Genomic DNA, 14,370 nt, shown 5'->3' with positions numbered 1-14,370 from the left:
CGATGACTTCCAGCCATCCTTTGCAGCAGGGTGAGATCGCCCGCCGGCTAGGCTGCGACTACGCCGTGTTCGGCTTTTCGCACAGTGTCGAGGTGACGATCGCGGTGACGCTGGCCGGCGGCGTCGGCATCTTCGGCGCCACCCGCAGCACGCCGGACGAGATCGAGGACGCGCTGCGCACGATACGCGCGGCCGTGGGCAGGCGGCCTTTCGGCGTGAACCTGGTGCTGCCCGACGGCATGCCCGAGCACGACGACCGGGCGGCCATCGAGGCGCAGATCCCCGAGGGCCACCGCGCCTTCGTGCAGTCGCTGCGCACGGAGTTCGGCGTGCCGCCGTCCGACAAGCCGGGCCTGCGCTCGCGCTTCGTGCGCTCGGAAGAAATGGCGGCGCAGCAGATGGCGCGGGTGCTGGCGGCGGACGTGGACATCGTGGCCTGCGGCATCGGCGCGCCGGCCGGCCTGATCGAGGCCGCGCATGCGCGCGGCAAGACCGTCATCGCCCTGGTCGGCAGCCCCAAGCATGCGCGCAGCGCGCTGGCCAAGGGCGCGGACATCCTGGTGGCGCAGGGCCACGAGGCGGCCGCCCATACCGGGCGCATCGGCACGTTCTCGCTGGTGCCGCAGGTGGTGGACCTCGCCGGCGACGTACCGGTGCTGGCCGCCGGCGGCGTGGCCACCGGCAGGCACATCAACGCGGCCTTCGCCCTCGGCGCGCAGGGCGTCTGGTGCGGCACGCCCTGGCTGCTCACCGAGGAGTACGGCCTGGACCCGCTCCTTCAGGCCAAGCTCAAGGCCGCCGGCAGCGACGACACCGTGATCTCGCGCGCGGACAGCGGCAAGACCCTGCGCCAGGTGCGCACGGCCTGGAGCGAGGCCTGGGCGCGACCCGACGCGCCCGCGCCCCTGCGCATGCCCTACCAGGACATCCTGGTGGGTGACCTGCTGGGCGCGATCGACACGCATCGCGTCGAACCCTTGATGCACTATCCGGCCAGCCAGGGCATCGCGCACTTCAACGAGGTGAGCCGGGTTGCCGACGTGATGCGGCGCATGGTCGACGAAGCGGTGCAGGGCTACGCGAATGTGCCCGGCTGAAGTGAAACCATCCCCACGCTCACTGCGTTCGCTGCCCCCCGAAGGAGGCTGAGCATGGTGCGCAAGCGTGCGGGCACTATCGTGTCCGTCAGCCTGGAGGACGCGGCGGCGCCCGCCGCGCCGGGTTTTGCGCGCACGCTGGCCAAGGGTCTGGAGGTGCTGCGCTGCTTCACGCCCCGGGACCGCTACCTGGGCAATGGCGAGATCGCCCGCCGCGTCGGCCTGCCGCCGCAGACGGTGTCGCGCCTCACCTACACCCTGGTCGCGCTGGGCTACCTGGCCTACAGCAGCCGGTACGCCAAATACCGGCTCGCCAACGGCGTGCTGGCCATCGCGTATCCGATGCTGGGCGGGCTGATCGTGCGCCAGTCGCTGCGGCCGCTGCTGGCCGAGCTGGCACGCGAGTTCGGCGGCTCTGTGTCGCTCGGCACGCGGCATCGCGACAGCATGATCTATCTCGAGAGCTTCAATGCGCCGGGCAGTGCGAACGCGGTGGCGGAGATGGGTTCGCTGATTCCGATTGCTTCGACGGCGATGGGGCGCGCCTGGCTGGCGGTGGCGCGGCCGGAGGAGCGCGCACCCCTGCTGGCGCGCCTGGCGGGCAGTCCCGCCGCGGCGCGCCGGCTGGATCAGCAGGCGGGCGCGGACGCCGACGCGCTGCGTACGCAGGGCTATTGCTATTCGAGCGGCCAGGCTTCCGGGCGGACGGCGGTGGCCGTGCCGCTGGCCGGCGCGGTCGACGGCGAGCGGCTGGTCGTCAATTGCGGCATGCCGCGCGCCACTACCGCCGAGGCGCGCATGCGCGACGAGATCGGGCCCCGGCTCGCGCAGGCCCTGCGCGGTTTCGAGGCCGTGGTCGGGCTGAATGCGTCGGGCGGGCCGGCGGCCGGCCCGGCCCGGCGCTGAGCCGCCGGCCGGGCGGGTGCGCTCATCGCCCGTCTTTTCGGGAGCGGTGTTCGGTACCCTGGGCGGGCGTGATGAAAAGGAGCTGGCCGGGCTCGATGACCGAGAGGCCGTGCCAGTGGCCGCGCGCAACGCGCAGGGTGTGGCCGGCTTCCAGGACGAGGGTGGCGGGGTCGTCGCTGTCGGGGCCGCCGATCACCACGCGCAGGCGGCCGGCGAGCAGCATGAGGATTTCGTCGCCGGCAGCGTGACGTTCCCAGTGGTCCGCATGCACGTCGGCATCCTGGGCGAAGGGCTTGAGGCCGATCATCCAGTCGCCTTGGATCGCCGCGCGCCGGGCGAAGGGCTGCAGCGCCGCCTGGTGTTCAGGTCCGAGGACGATCAGGTGGTTCGCGATCGCGGTGGGGGTGCTGATGGGTATGTTCGACATGCTGGTCTCCATCCGGTCAGTGCGCGGCGCGCAGCTCCTGGTCGCTGACGGCTCGCGGGAACGTCAATGCTCGCGCGAAGTCCGGCCTGGCCGTTAGCGATCGCGTATCCGGCGCTGGCGATCCCGTACCGCTTCGTCAGCGCAGGTCGCTGGGCAGCACGCCGAACCGCTGCTTGAAGACCTTGGTGAAGTAGGAATCGGTGTAGCCGCAGCGGTGCGCCGCGTCACCGACGCGCATGCGGCCTTCGCGCAGCATCTCGTAGGCGAGTTGCAGCCTGGCCTCGCGCACGTGCGCATACACGCTGCGTCCGAACAGGCGCTGGAAGCCTTGCGACAGCCGGGTCGCGTTCATGCCCAGGGCGCCAGCCAGTTCGTGCAGGGTGGGCGGATCGTCCAGTTGCTGGTCGAGAATCTCGCGGGCCTCGCACAGGCGCCGCTGTTCAGCGGGCGAGAGATGATCTGCGCCGTCGGCGGCCGTGCCCAGGGCGTCGAGGGCCAGCGTGACCAGTTCGATTGCCTTGCCGGCAAGGTACAGGGTGCGCAGCGGGCCTTCCTGCGGACAGGCCAGCACCTGCCTCGCCAGCGTGATGGCCAGCGCGCCCGCGCGGCTGTCGACCAGCAGCGGTGCCGCGGGTGCACGCCGGCACAGGCGTTCGGCGGACACGGGCGCAAGCTCGTGCAGCCGGCGCCCGGCCACGCGCACGGCGACGTAGCGGATCGCGCCGCCGACGGCGAACTCATGGGCGAGCCCGAAGGGCTCGCGACTGTAGCTGCAATGCCAGGCCGGGCCACGCACCTCGCGAGGGCTGCCACCGGGCAGCGCATAGCTGAGCCGCCCGCCCAGCACGTACACCACCTTCAAGCCGGCGTCGTTGTCCTCGTGTGCGCGGCTGGGCATCGGCGCACGGATTTCCCCGCCGCTCAGCGTCAGTAGCCCGCAGAGGCCGGCTTCGTGCCAGCCGAGGGGCGCGGTCGGTTTCACCCGGACCATGGGATTCGCAGCTCCTGGTCTGGTAGATGGTGAGAATCATTATTTCATGTCCAGGCCCGCTCTTTGCCGGCCCGGTTCGTCACAGCGTTTCGCGCAGATAGCTGTCGTAGAGCCCGGTGTGCACGCGCACGCCTTGGTCCAGGCGCAGCGAGCCTGTGCTGCCCACGGTCGCCGAGCCGACGCTGCTGCGCAGGCTGGCGGGGGCTCCGTTCACGCGAAAGTCGAAGGCGGGGCCCGGTTGGCTGCGCGTGACCTTGCCCAGGGGCACCTGCACGCCGACATACATGCCGAAGTCCTTGCCGTCGTCAATGTCGCGGTAGACGCTGGTGTACCAGCCGAAGTGCCCGTCGTATTCCGTCGCATGGGTGAGATTCACCAGGCGGGAGACCGGCGCGCCGCTCGGCGTGAGCCGCACGTAGTTGAAGCGAAAGCGGCTCGGGCGCTGAGACAACTGCCAGGCGACGCCCACGGTGTCGATCCGTGAATAGTCAGTGCCTGGCTCCGACAGCAATGTGCGTACATGGCTCTGCCCGTCTTGAAAGCCGTCCGAGCGAAGCTGGGTGCCGGCGAAATAGCCGAAGTCGTCGTCGCCGCCGCGGTAGGTCGCCATGAACTGGGCACCGCCGTCCAGAAGGTCACGGCTGTAGGATGCGCCCACCCCCAGGTAGCCCATGCCGCCCATTCGGCCGACCAGGCCGGCGCCCTGGCGCAGAAGATTCCCCGCGGCCTCGCTGTAGCTCTCTGCCGTCAGCGCGGGAGCGAGTCCGTAGCGCAGGCCCGCGGAAGCCATGGGCACCGGGGCGTACCGCGCGTTGGGGGAACCCGGGTCCAGCCGCAGATAGCCCGCCTGTGCGCCGTACTCGGTGGCGCCGCGGCCCAGCAGATCCGAGCCGTCCATGGGCGGCAGGGCGGGCATGGCGTTCGCGCTGAACGTGCCGGGGTCGACGTTGCGCAGCAGCGCGGGGTCCGGCGTCAGCGCCTCGACCGTGTCGAAGGCCTTGCGGCTGGAGCGGCGTACCTGAATGCCGGTCATGTCGTAGGAGCGAACCCAGCCCAGGCTGGTGCCGGCGCGGAAATCGCCGGCGCGATAGTGCAGTTGGGTAGCGGGATCGGTGTATTGCCAATAGGCCTGGTCGCGCCAGACCTCGCGTATGGCGGCCAGCGAGTCGTATCGCGTGACGCCGGACTGGACCACTTCGCCCCAGGGTGTGGCGAGGCGCGTGCCCAGGCGGCCCTGAAGATTGCCCGACCGCACCTGCTCCCAAGCCGAGCCCTCGCGCAGCGTGCCCTCGATCGAGTAGTCCACGCCCAGCCGGAACTGCTCGGCCAGCGCGGGCGGGCCGACGGCCAGCAGCGCCGCGAGGGCGGTCGGGGCAGCGAGGCCGGAGCGGGGTGTGGACGGCAGTCTCATCGATGAGCGGCGGGATGGGATCGGGTAGCTCCTCCTGGCGCTCTGGCGGCGCTCTCGCTGTGTGGTTCTGCTGTGTGGCCCTGGTATGGTACCGAAGCCTGCCGGTGAAGGCCAGGCGTCGGCGGCCGGGGCACATGGCTAGCCCCAGGGCCCAGGCCATTTTCGGCGCTTCAGAAAAAGCGCTGCCGCCGCCGATTTTCATCGGGCAATGTTGCCGGCGTCTTACCGTGCAGGGACGCGGCGGTCAGCGTCGGCGGCCGCCCGTGAGCGAGCCCAGGATGCCGCGCGCGATCTGGTTGCCCAGCGAGCGCGCCGTGCTCTTGGCCATGGTCTGCACGACCCCGTCACGCTTGCCGCCGCGCGGCCCGGTGGTGCCGAAAAGCAGATCCTGCAGGCTGCCGAGCCAGCCGCCGCCCTGGCCGCCCGTTGCCTGCGTGCCGGCCTGCGCATCCCCGCCTGCCTTGCCGGCGGGCGCGGCCTGCGGCGCGGCGCGCTGCTGCAGCATCTCGTAGGCGGATTGACGGTCCACCGTCTGTTCATACGTGCTGCCGACCAGCGAGCCCGCCGCCACGGCCGCGCGCTCCTCGGGCGTGGCCGGGCCGATGCGGCTGCCCGGCGCGGCGATCCAGGCGCGGCGCGTGATGCCCGGACGCCCCTTGTCGTCGAGCAGCGAGACCAGCGCCTCGCCCACGCCGAGTTCCGTGATCGCGGCTTCCAGATCCAGCCCCGGGTTGGGCCGCATGGTCTGGGCGGCCGTGCGCACGGCCTTCTGGTCGCGCGGAGTGAAGGCGCGCAGCGCGTGCTGGACACGGTTGCCGAGCTGGCCCAGGACGGTGTCGGGGATGTCCAGCGGGTTCTGGGTGACGAAGTACACGCCCACGCCCTTCGAGCGGATCAGGCGCACGACCTGCTCGACCTTCTCGAGCAGCGCCGGGGGCGCGTCCTTGAAGAGCAGATGCGCCTCGTCGAAGAAGAACACCAGCTTGGGCTGCGCCGGGTCGCCCACCTCGGGCAGGCGCTCGAACAGCTCGGCGAGCAGCCAGAGCAGGAACGTGGCATACAGCCGCGGCGTCGCGATCAGCTTGTCCGCGGCCAGGATATTGACCACGCCCTGGCCGTCCACCGTCTGCAGCAGGTCGTCCACGTCGAGCATGGGTTCGCCGAAGAACTGCTTGCCGCCCTGGTCCTCCAGCGTCAGCAGGGCGCGCTGGATGGCGCCCACCGAGGCCGACGAGACGTTGCCGTACTGCGTGCGCAGCGCCGAGGCGTTCTCGGCCACGTACTGCAGGATGGCGCGCAGATCCTTCATGTCGAGCAGCAGCCAGCCGTTGTCGTCGGCCACGCGAAACGCCACCGACAGCACGCCCGCCTGCGTGTCGTTCAGGCCCAGCATGCGCGCGAGCAGCAGCGGCCCCATGTCCGATACCGTGGCGCGCACCGGATGGCCCTGTGCGCCGTGCACGTCCCAGAACGCGGCCGGGCAGGCGGCCCAGGCGGGCTCGTCCAGATGCAGGCGCTGGAGCCGCTCGAGCAGCTTGGGATTGGGCGCGCCGGCCTGCGAAATGCCGGAGAGGTCGCCCTTGACGTCCACGACGAAGACCGGCGTGCCGATGCGCGAGAGTTGCTCGGCCATCACCTGCAGGGTGACGGTCTTGCCGGTGCCGGTGGCGCCGGTGATGCAGCCGTGCCGATTGGCCAGGCCGGGGAGCAGGCAGATTTCCTCGCCCGCGTCGCGGGCGATGCACAGGGGTTGCGGCATGGCGGTGGTCTCCAGGCAGAGCGTGCAGTTTACCGAGGCCGCGTCGCTGCGTGGCCTGTCCGGCCATTCGAGAGCCCGGGCGTCCAGGGTATATACTGACTGGTTACGTTTCTTGGCGGGACGCCCTTCGCGCGCGACTCGCCCACCCAGGCACGGGGCGCTCGCCCGGCGATTCGCCGGAAGGCCGGGGCGCCCGGCCGAATTCCGGGAGCAAGTATGCAGAAGGTGGTTATCGTCGGCGGCGGCCATGCCGCCGCTCAGCTTTGCGCCAGCCTCACCGAGGGCGGCTACACCGGCAAGGTCACCCTGGTGTCCGACGAGCCGCACCTGCCGTATCACCGGCCGCCGCTGTCCAAGACCTTCATCAAGGACCCCGCCGCGGAACCGCAACTGCTGCGCGCCGAGGCCGCCTACCGCGACGCGGGCATCGAGCTCGTGCTGGGCGACGCCGTGCGCTCCATCGATCGCGCCGGCCGCTGCGTCGTGCTCGCCTCCGGCCGCACGCTCGATTACGACGTTCTGGTGCTTGCCACCGGCACGCGCGCGCGCCGCCTGCCGGGCCTGCCCGAGTCGCTGGAGAACCTGGTGTATCTGCGCAACACGGACGATGCCTTGCGGTTGCGTTCGGCGCTGGGGACCGCGTCGACGGTGACGGTGCTGGGCGGCGGCTTCATCGGGCTGGAGATCGCGGCCACGGCCGGCCACCTGGGCAAGCCCGTCACGGTGTTCGAGGCGGCGCCGCGCCTGATGGCGCGGTCGGTGTCGCCCGAGGCGTCCGAGCATGTCGCGGCCACCCTGAGCGAAGCCGGGGTGCAGGTGCGTCTGGGCGCCAAGGTCGAGCACGTCGAACATGACGAGCGCCGCGTGGCGGCCCTGATGGTCGACGGCGAGCGCTACCCGGTCGACCTGCTGGTCGCCGGCATCGGCGCCGTGCCGGAGACCTCGCTGGCCGAGGCTGCCGGCCTGGCCTGCGACAACGGCGTGGTGGTCGACGCGCACATGCGCACCGCCGACCAGGCCATCTACGCCATCGGCGACTGCACGTCGTTCCCGTATGCGCGCTCGGGCAAGTCGCTGCGCCTGGAGTCGGTCCAGAACGCCAATGACCAGGCGCGTACCCTGGCCGGCGTCCTGCTCGGCAAGCCCGCGCCGTACGGCGCGCTGCCGTGGTTCTGGTCCGATCAGGGGGCGCTGCGCCTGCAGATCGCGGGCCTCGCGCCGCCGGACGCCGAGCGCGCGCTGCGTCCCGGGGCCAAGCCCGGCAGTTTCTCGGTCCTGCATTTCGTCGGCGGGCAGCTCGTCTGCGTGGAGTCGATCAACGCGCCGATCGATCACATCGCCGCGCGTAAACTGCTCGAGCAGGGCGTCCAGGTGCCTCGCGAACAACTGGTCGATCCCGCCATCCCCTTGAAGTCGCATCTCTGAGCGCCATGCCGGGGGCCGGGTTGCCCGCTTCCGTCCCGGCCCCACTTCCCATCATTCGATCGTTCTCATCCGGTTCGCCGCCGCCGGCCGCCGCCTCCACCATGTCCAGTCAAGATTTCATCCTTACCCTGTCCTGCCCCGACACCACCGGCATCGTGCATCGTGTGTCCGGCGTCCTGTTCGAGCTGGGTTGCAATATCCTGGATGCGCAGCAGTTCGGCGACAGCGGCAGCGGGCGCTTCTTTTTGCGCGTGCATTTCTCGGCGCCCGAAGGCACGGGCCGGCCCGCGCTGGGCCAGCGCTTCGACGAGCTTGCCGGCACCTTCGCCATGGAGTGGAAGATCTACGACGCCAGCCAGAAGGCGCGCCTGCTGATCATGGTGAGCCGCCAGGGGCACTGCCTGAACGACCTGCTGTTCCGCGCGCGCAGCGGGCAGTTGCCGGTGGAGATCGCGGCCGTGGTGTCGAACCATCCCGACTACGCCACGCTGGCGGGTTCCTACGACGTGCCGTTCCACCATCTGCCCGTCACGCCCGCCACCAAGGCCGAACAGGAGGCGCAGGTGCTGCGCATGGTCGACGAGCTGGACGTCGAACTCGTGGTGCTCGCCCGCTACATGCAGATCCTCTCGCCCGAGATGTGCCGTGCGCTGGCCGGCCGCGCCATCAACATCCATCACAGCTTCCTGCCGAGCTTCAAGGGTGCGCGCCCGTACTACCAGGCGCACGAACGCGGCGTGAAGCTGATCGGCGCGACGGCGCACTATGTCACGCCCGACCTGGACGAAGGCCCGATCATCGAGCAGGGCATCGAACGGGTGGACCACACCATGACCGCGGCCGACCTCACGCAAGTGGGCAGCGACATCGAATCGCAGGTGCTGGCGCGCGCCGTGCGCAGCCACGTCGAGCATCGGGTGATGCTCAACGGGCACCGCACGGTGGTGTTTCGCTGACGGCTCCTGGCGCGCAGCAGGGCCGCAGGCGGGTGCGGAAAGGACTGTAAAAAAACACAGCATCCCGAATCGGGTGTAGCATGCGGATCGAGCCTGGCGCGCCGCTTGCGAAGGGGCGCTTGCACCCTGCGCGCGCGCCGTGGCGCCGCCACTGCCGGCCTTCATCGAGATCTCCCTCCGCCTCCATGTCCTCTCGTCCCAGCGCTACGCCCGACGATGGCGCCATCCGCATCACCGGCGCCCGCCAGAACAATCTCAAGAACCTCAGCCTCACCCTGCCCACCAACGAGCTGATCGTGGTCACCGGCGTATCCGGGTCGGGCAAGTCCTCGCTGGTCTTCGATACCCTCTACGCCGAGGGCCAGCGGCGCTACGTCGAGACCTTCTCTCCGTATGCGCGGCAGTTCCTCGACCGCATGGACAAGCCGCAGGTCGACCGGATCGAGGGCATTCCGCCCGCCATCGCCATCGATCAGACCAACCCGGTGCGCAGCTCGCGCAGCACGGTCGGCACGATGACCGAGCTGAACGACCACCTGAAACTGCTGTTCGCCCGGGCGGCCACCCTGTACGACCGGGAGACGGCGCGGCCGGTGCGCAAGGACGACCCGGAATCGATCTACGCCGAGATGGCCGCGCGCAGTGCCGAGCGGCCCGATGCGCGGCTCGCCATCACCTTCCCGGTCAAGGTGCCGGCCAACTTCTCCGAGGACGAGATCCGCGCCTTCCTGGAGCGCCAGGGCTACACCCGGGTCCACGGCCGCGACGCCGCCTCGGGCAGCGAGGCCGTACTGCACGTCGTGCAGGACCGCTTCCGGTTCGCCAACGCCGAGCGCGCGCGCGTGATCGAGGCGCTGGACGCGGCGCTGCGCTTTGGCGCCGGCCGCGTCGACGTGCGCGTGCTGGGCGAGGCCGACGGCCCGGACGCCGAGATCTGGCGCTTCAGCGACCAGCTCCACGACCCCGACAGCGGCATCTCCTACAGCACGCCGGTGCCGAGCACCTTCTCGTTCAACTCGCCGCTGGGCGCCTGCGAGACCTGCCGCGGCTTTGGCCGCGTGATCGGCGTGGACTACGGCCTGGTCGTCCCGGACGAAGGCAAGACCCTGCGCGAGGGCGCGGTCAAGCCCTGGCAGAGCCCGAGCTTCAAGGAGATCCAGGACGATCTGGTCAAGTACGCCCCTGCCGAGGACATCCGCCTGGGCGTGCCCTGGCGCGAGCTGACCCAGCGCGAGCGCGACTGGGTCATCGAGGGCACGCCGCACTGGAAGGGCGGCGCGAGCAACTGGAATCGGCAATGGTATGGCGCCAGGCGCTTCTTCGCCTGGCTCGAGACCAAGGCCTACAAGATGCACATCCGGGTGCTGCTCTCCAAGTACCGGGCCTATACGCCGTGTCCCACCTGCCAGGGCTCGCGTCTGAAGCCCGACGCCTTGCTGTGGCGCGTGGGCACCCACGAGGACGCCGATGCGGTCCTGCCCGCGGGCGACGATCGCTATCGCCGCTTCAAGCCCGTGCATGCCGGATGGAGCGACGCGACGCTGGCGGCGCTGCCCGGCCTGAACATCCACGACCTCATGCAACTGCCCATCGAGCGCGTGCGGGTGTTCTTCGAGCGCCTGCGCTTCGAGGGCGTGATGGATGCGGCCACCGACCTGCTCTTCACGGAGCTGCGGGCCCGCCTGCGCTTTCTGTGCGACGTCGGCCTGGGCTACCTGACGCTCGATCGCCAGAGCCGCACGCTCTCGGGCGGCGAGGTACAGCGCATCAACCTGACCACCGCGCTGGGCACCTCGCTCGTCAATACCTTGTTCGTGCTGGACGAGCCCTCCATCGGCCTGCACCCGCGCGACATGCATCGGGTGGTCGAGGTCATGCACCGCCTGCGCGACGCCGGCAATTCGCTGGTGGTGGTCGAGCACGACCCGCAGGTGATGCTGGCCGCCGACCGTGTGATCGACATCGGGCCCGGCCCGGGCGAGCGCGGCGGGCACATCGTGTTCAACGGCACGCCGGCCCGCTTGCGCGCCGCCGACACTCTCACCGGCGACTATCTGGCCGGCCGCAAGCGCGTGCAGGCGCCGCGGCCCACGCCGGTCGCGAAAAACACGCCGCGCCTCATCCTGGAGGGCGCCCGCGAGCACAACCTGCGCAACGTGAACGTGCAGATCCCGCTGGGCCGGCTGGTGGTCGTCACCGGCGTGTCGGGCTCGGGCAAGTCCACCCTGATCCAGGACGTGCTGTATCCGGCGCTGCGCAAGGCCAAGGGCCAGCCCACCGAGGCGCCGGGCGCCCACGACCGCCTGCTGGGCGACGACTGGATCGCCGACGTGGTGATGGTCGACCAGTCGCCGGTGGGCAAGACCGCGCGCTCCAACCCGGCGAGCTACGTCGGCGCCTTCGACGCCATCCGCAAGCTGTTCGCCCAGGCCAAGGTGTCCAAGGAGCGCGGCTACACGCCGGGCACCTTCAGCTTCAACAGCGGCGACGGCCGCTGCCCGACCTGCGGCGGCACGGGCTTCGAGCACGTCGAGATGCAGTTCCTGTCCGACGTTTACCTGCGCTGCCCGGATTGCGACGGCACGCGCTTTCGCCCCGAGATCCGGGAAGTCACCATCGAGCGCGGCGGGCGCAAGGCTTCCATCGCCGACGTGCTGGAGATGACGGTCACCGAGGCGCTGGATTTCTTCTCGCCGGCGAACGGCAAGGCCAACGACCACGATGCGAGCGTCAGCGAGCGCAGGCGGCGTTCTGGAGCCGAAGGCTCCCCTGAATCGTGGCGGGGAGACTCCGGCCTTCAGGCCGGAGCGACTCATGTACAGACAGGCCTCGCGCCGCTGGCCGACGTCGGCCTGGAATACGTGCGCCTGGGCCAGCCGGTACCGACCTTGTCGGGCGGCGAGGCGCAGCGCCTGAAGCTCGCCGGCCACCTCGCCGAGGCGGCGCGCAGCGGCATCTCCAGCGCCAAGGTGTCGGAAAAGGGCCCCCACGCCGTGCCTTCGGCCGGCTACCCCCCGGGGGGGCGCTTTTCGCCTGGGGGCGGCCCGGCGGCAAAAAAGGGCAGCCTGTTCCTGTTCGACGAGCCGACCACCGGGCTGCACTTCGACGACGTGGCGCGGCTCATGGGCGCCTTTCGCAAGCTGCTGGCCGCCGGCCACACGCTGGTGGTGATCGAGCACAACCTGGACGTGATCGGCGCGGCCGACTGGCTGATCGACCTGGGTCCCGAGGGCGGCGACGCCGGCGGCGAGGTCGTCGCCGTGGGCACGCCCGACGACGTGATGGCCAACCCCGCCTCGCACACCGGCCAGGCGCTGGCGGAGTATCGTGCCGCGCTGGGCGCGCCCATCGAGGCGGCGGTGCACGAGTCGGCCGCGACCTACGCCCTGGCGAACCGCGGCGGCGAGCGCGCGATCGAGATCCGCCATGCGCGCGAGCACAACCTCAAGAACGTGGACGTCACCATCCCGCGCGACACCTTCACGGTGATCACCGGCGTGTCGGGCTCGGGCAAGTCCACCCTGGCCTTCGACATCCTGTTCAACGAGGGCCAGCGGCGCTACCTGGAATCGCTCAACGCCTATGCGCGCTCCATCGTGCAGCCGGCGGGCAAGCCGGACGTGGACGCCATCTTCGGCATCCCGCCCACCGTGGCGATCGAGCAGCGCACCAGCCGGGGCGGGCGCAAGTCCACCGTGGCGACCATGACCGAGGTGCATCACTTTCTGCGCCTGCTCTACATGAAGCTGGGCACGCAGTTCTGCCCCAAGGACCACATCCCGGTGCAGGCGCAGAGCTTCGACGCGATCGTCGCGCGCATCCTGCGCGAGCACCGCGGCGAGCACATCGGCATCCTGGCGCCGCTGGTCACCGCGCGTAAGGGCTATTACACCGACCTGGCCAAGTGGGCGGCCGGCAAGGGCTACACCCACCTGCGCGTGGACGGGCGCTTCATTCCGACGGCGCCCTGGCCGCGGCTGGACCGCTACCAGGAGCACACCATCGAGCTGCCGGTGGCCGACCTGGTTGTCGACGCGGACCATGGGGACGAGCTGCGCCATGCGGTCGCGCAGGCGCTCGAGCACGGCAAGGGCGTCATGACCTTGTTGTCCGAACTCACCCAGCCGCCCGCGCGGCCCGCGGGCGGCGGCCTCATCACCGCCGCCATGCGGCGCGGCCAGGGCCTGCGTGAAGACGCCGAGGACCAGGTGTTCTCGGTCAAGCGCGCCTGCCCGGCCTGCGGCATGAGCTTTCCGGAACCCGACCCGCGCCAGTTCTCGTACAACTCCAAGCATGGCTGGTGTCCCGACTGCTTCGGCACCGGCTTGAAGCTGGCGGGTTTCGACGGCGAGCAGAGCGGGGAGGAATCGAGCTGGAACGCGGGCTACGAGGGCGAGGTCGTGGCCTGCCCGACCTGCCACGGCCAGCGCCTGAATCCGATATCGCTCAATGTATTGTGGCGTGACCGCTCGATCGCCGAACTGACGTCGTGGTCGGTCAGCCAGGCGCGCAGCTTCTTCCTGGCGCTGGACGCCGGCGGCCGCGAGGCCGAGATCGCGCGCGACATCTTCGCCGAGCTGCGCAGCCGCCTCGACTTCCTGGAGCAGGTCGGCTTGGGCTACCTGGCGCTGGACCGTGCGGCACCCACGCTCTCCGGCGGCGAGGCGCAGCGTATCCGCCTGGCCGCCCAGCTCGGCTCCAACCTGCAGGGCGTGTGCTACGTGCTCGACGAACCGACCATCGGCCTGCATCCGCGCGACAACCGCATCCTGCTGGATGCCCTGCAGCGGCTGGAGGCCAACGGCAACACCCTGGTCGTGGTCGAGCACGACGAGGACACCATCCGCCGCGCCGCGCACGTGATCGACATCGGCCCCGGCGCCGGCGTGCGCGGCGGCCAGGTCGTGGCCCAGGGCACGGTGCAGGACCTGATCGCCAACCCGGCCTCGACCACCGGGCGCTACCTGGCGCGGCCGCTGCATCACCCGCTACAAGCGCGCCGGCCGGTGGGCGAGGTCGTGCCCGCGATCAGCGTGCAGGGCGCTCGCCGGCACAACCTGGAGGGCGTCACCGCGCGCTTTCCCGTCGGCCGGCTCACCGTCGTGACCGGCGTCTCGGGCTCGGGCAAGTCCACGCTCGCGCGCGACGTGCTGCTGGAGAACCTGGCGCGCGCCGTCGCTGCGCCGCGCGAGCAGGCCTTCCGCCAATGGCAGGGCTGCGAGAGCATCGACGGCTGGCAGGCCATCGACCGCGTGCTCGAAGTGGACCAGACGCCCATCGGCAAGACCCCGCGATCCTGCCCGGCGACCTACATCGGCTTCTGGGATGTCGTGCGCAGGCAGTTCGCCGACACCGCCGAAGCCAAGGTGCGCGGCTGGAATGCCTCGCGCTTCTCCTT

At 70.6% G+C, this 14,370-nt stretch carries 8 protein-coding genes and 2 pseudogenes; 6 read left to right on the top strand and 4 right to left on the bottom strand.

The features are described from left to right. Nucleotides 1–2: 2 nt before the first annotated feature. Complete coding sequence (locus tag FOZ76_RS13240) at nucleotides 3–1,097, top strand: NAD(P)H-dependent flavin oxidoreductase (protein WP_170235431.1); 1,095 nt, start codon at nucleotides 3–5, stop codon at nucleotides 1,095–1,097. 54 nt (nucleotides 1,098–1,151) lie between these two features. Then, nucleotides 1,152–2,003, top strand: a complete 852-nt coding sequence (locus FOZ76_RS13235) for an IclR family transcriptional regulator (protein WP_143948749.1) — start codon at nucleotides 1,152–1,154, stop codon at nucleotides 2,001–2,003. Nucleotides 2,004–2,025: 22 nt separating this feature from the next. On the opposite strand, the gene FOZ76_RS13230 is transcribed toward FOZ76_RS13235, so the two are convergent. The 4 genes from FOZ76_RS13230 to FOZ76_RS13215 all read right to left on the bottom strand — a co-directional run bounded on the left by FOZ76_RS13230 (nucleotide 2,026) and on the right by FOZ76_RS13215 (nucleotide 6,591). Further along, complete coding sequence (locus FOZ76_RS13230) at nucleotides 2,026–2,430, bottom strand: cupin domain-containing protein (protein ID WP_143948748.1); 405 nt, start codon at nucleotides 2,428–2,430, stop codon at nucleotides 2,026–2,028. Between the two features lie 136 nt (nucleotides 2,431–2,566). Beyond that, complete coding sequence (locus tag FOZ76_RS13225; RefSeq protein ID WP_143948747.1) at nucleotides 2,567–3,421, bottom strand: helix-turn-helix transcriptional regulator; 855 nt, start codon at nucleotides 3,419–3,421, stop codon at nucleotides 2,567–2,569. Nucleotides 3,422–3,500: 79 nt separating this feature from the next. Further along, entirely contained in the window at nucleotides 3,501–4,832 is a 1,332-nt protein-coding gene (locus FOZ76_RS13220) for a fimbria/pilus outer membrane usher protein (RefSeq protein ID WP_143948746.1), read from the bottom strand. Nucleotides 4,833–5,076: 244 nt separating this feature from the next. Further along, nucleotides 5,077–6,591, bottom strand: a complete 1,515-nt coding sequence (locus FOZ76_RS13215) for a helicase HerA-like domain-containing protein (protein WP_143948745.1) — start codon at nucleotides 6,589–6,591, stop codon at nucleotides 5,077–5,079. A gap of 216 nt (nucleotides 6,592–6,807) precedes the next feature. Between FOZ76_RS13215 and FOZ76_RS13210 the strand changes: the two genes are divergently transcribed. The 4 genes and pseudogenes from FOZ76_RS13210 to FOZ76_RS28355 form a co-directional block, all read left to right on the top strand. Next, nucleotides 6,808–8,016, top strand: coding sequence for an NAD(P)/FAD-dependent oxidoreductase (locus FOZ76_RS13210; protein ID WP_143948744.1), 1,209 nt, complete (start codon nucleotides 6,808–6,810; stop codon nucleotides 8,014–8,016). 101 nt (nucleotides 8,017–8,117) lie between these two features. After that, entirely contained in the window at nucleotides 8,118–8,972 is an 855-nt protein-coding gene (gene purU / locus FOZ76_RS13205) for a formyltetrahydrofolate deformylase (protein WP_143948743.1), read from the top strand. A 185-nt stretch (nucleotides 8,973–9,157) separates the two neighbouring features. Further along, nucleotides 9,158–11,665, top strand: a pseudogene (uvrA, locus tag FOZ76_RS28360) (excinuclease ABC subunit UvrA); the annotation flags it as partial. 111 nt (nucleotides 11,666–11,776) lie between these two features. Further along, nucleotides 11,777–14,152 (top strand): annotated as a pseudogene (locus FOZ76_RS28355) (excinuclease ABC subunit UvrA); the annotation flags it as partial. Nucleotides 14,153–14,370: the final 218 nt, after the last annotated feature.

It is taken from the genome of Verticiella sediminum (genome assembly GCF_007558815.1).
GTDB classification, from domain to species: Bacteria; Pseudomonadota; Gammaproteobacteria; order Burkholderiales; family Burkholderiaceae_B; genus Verticiella; species Verticiella sediminum.
This window is presented reverse-complemented; position numbering and strand designations above follow the sequence as displayed.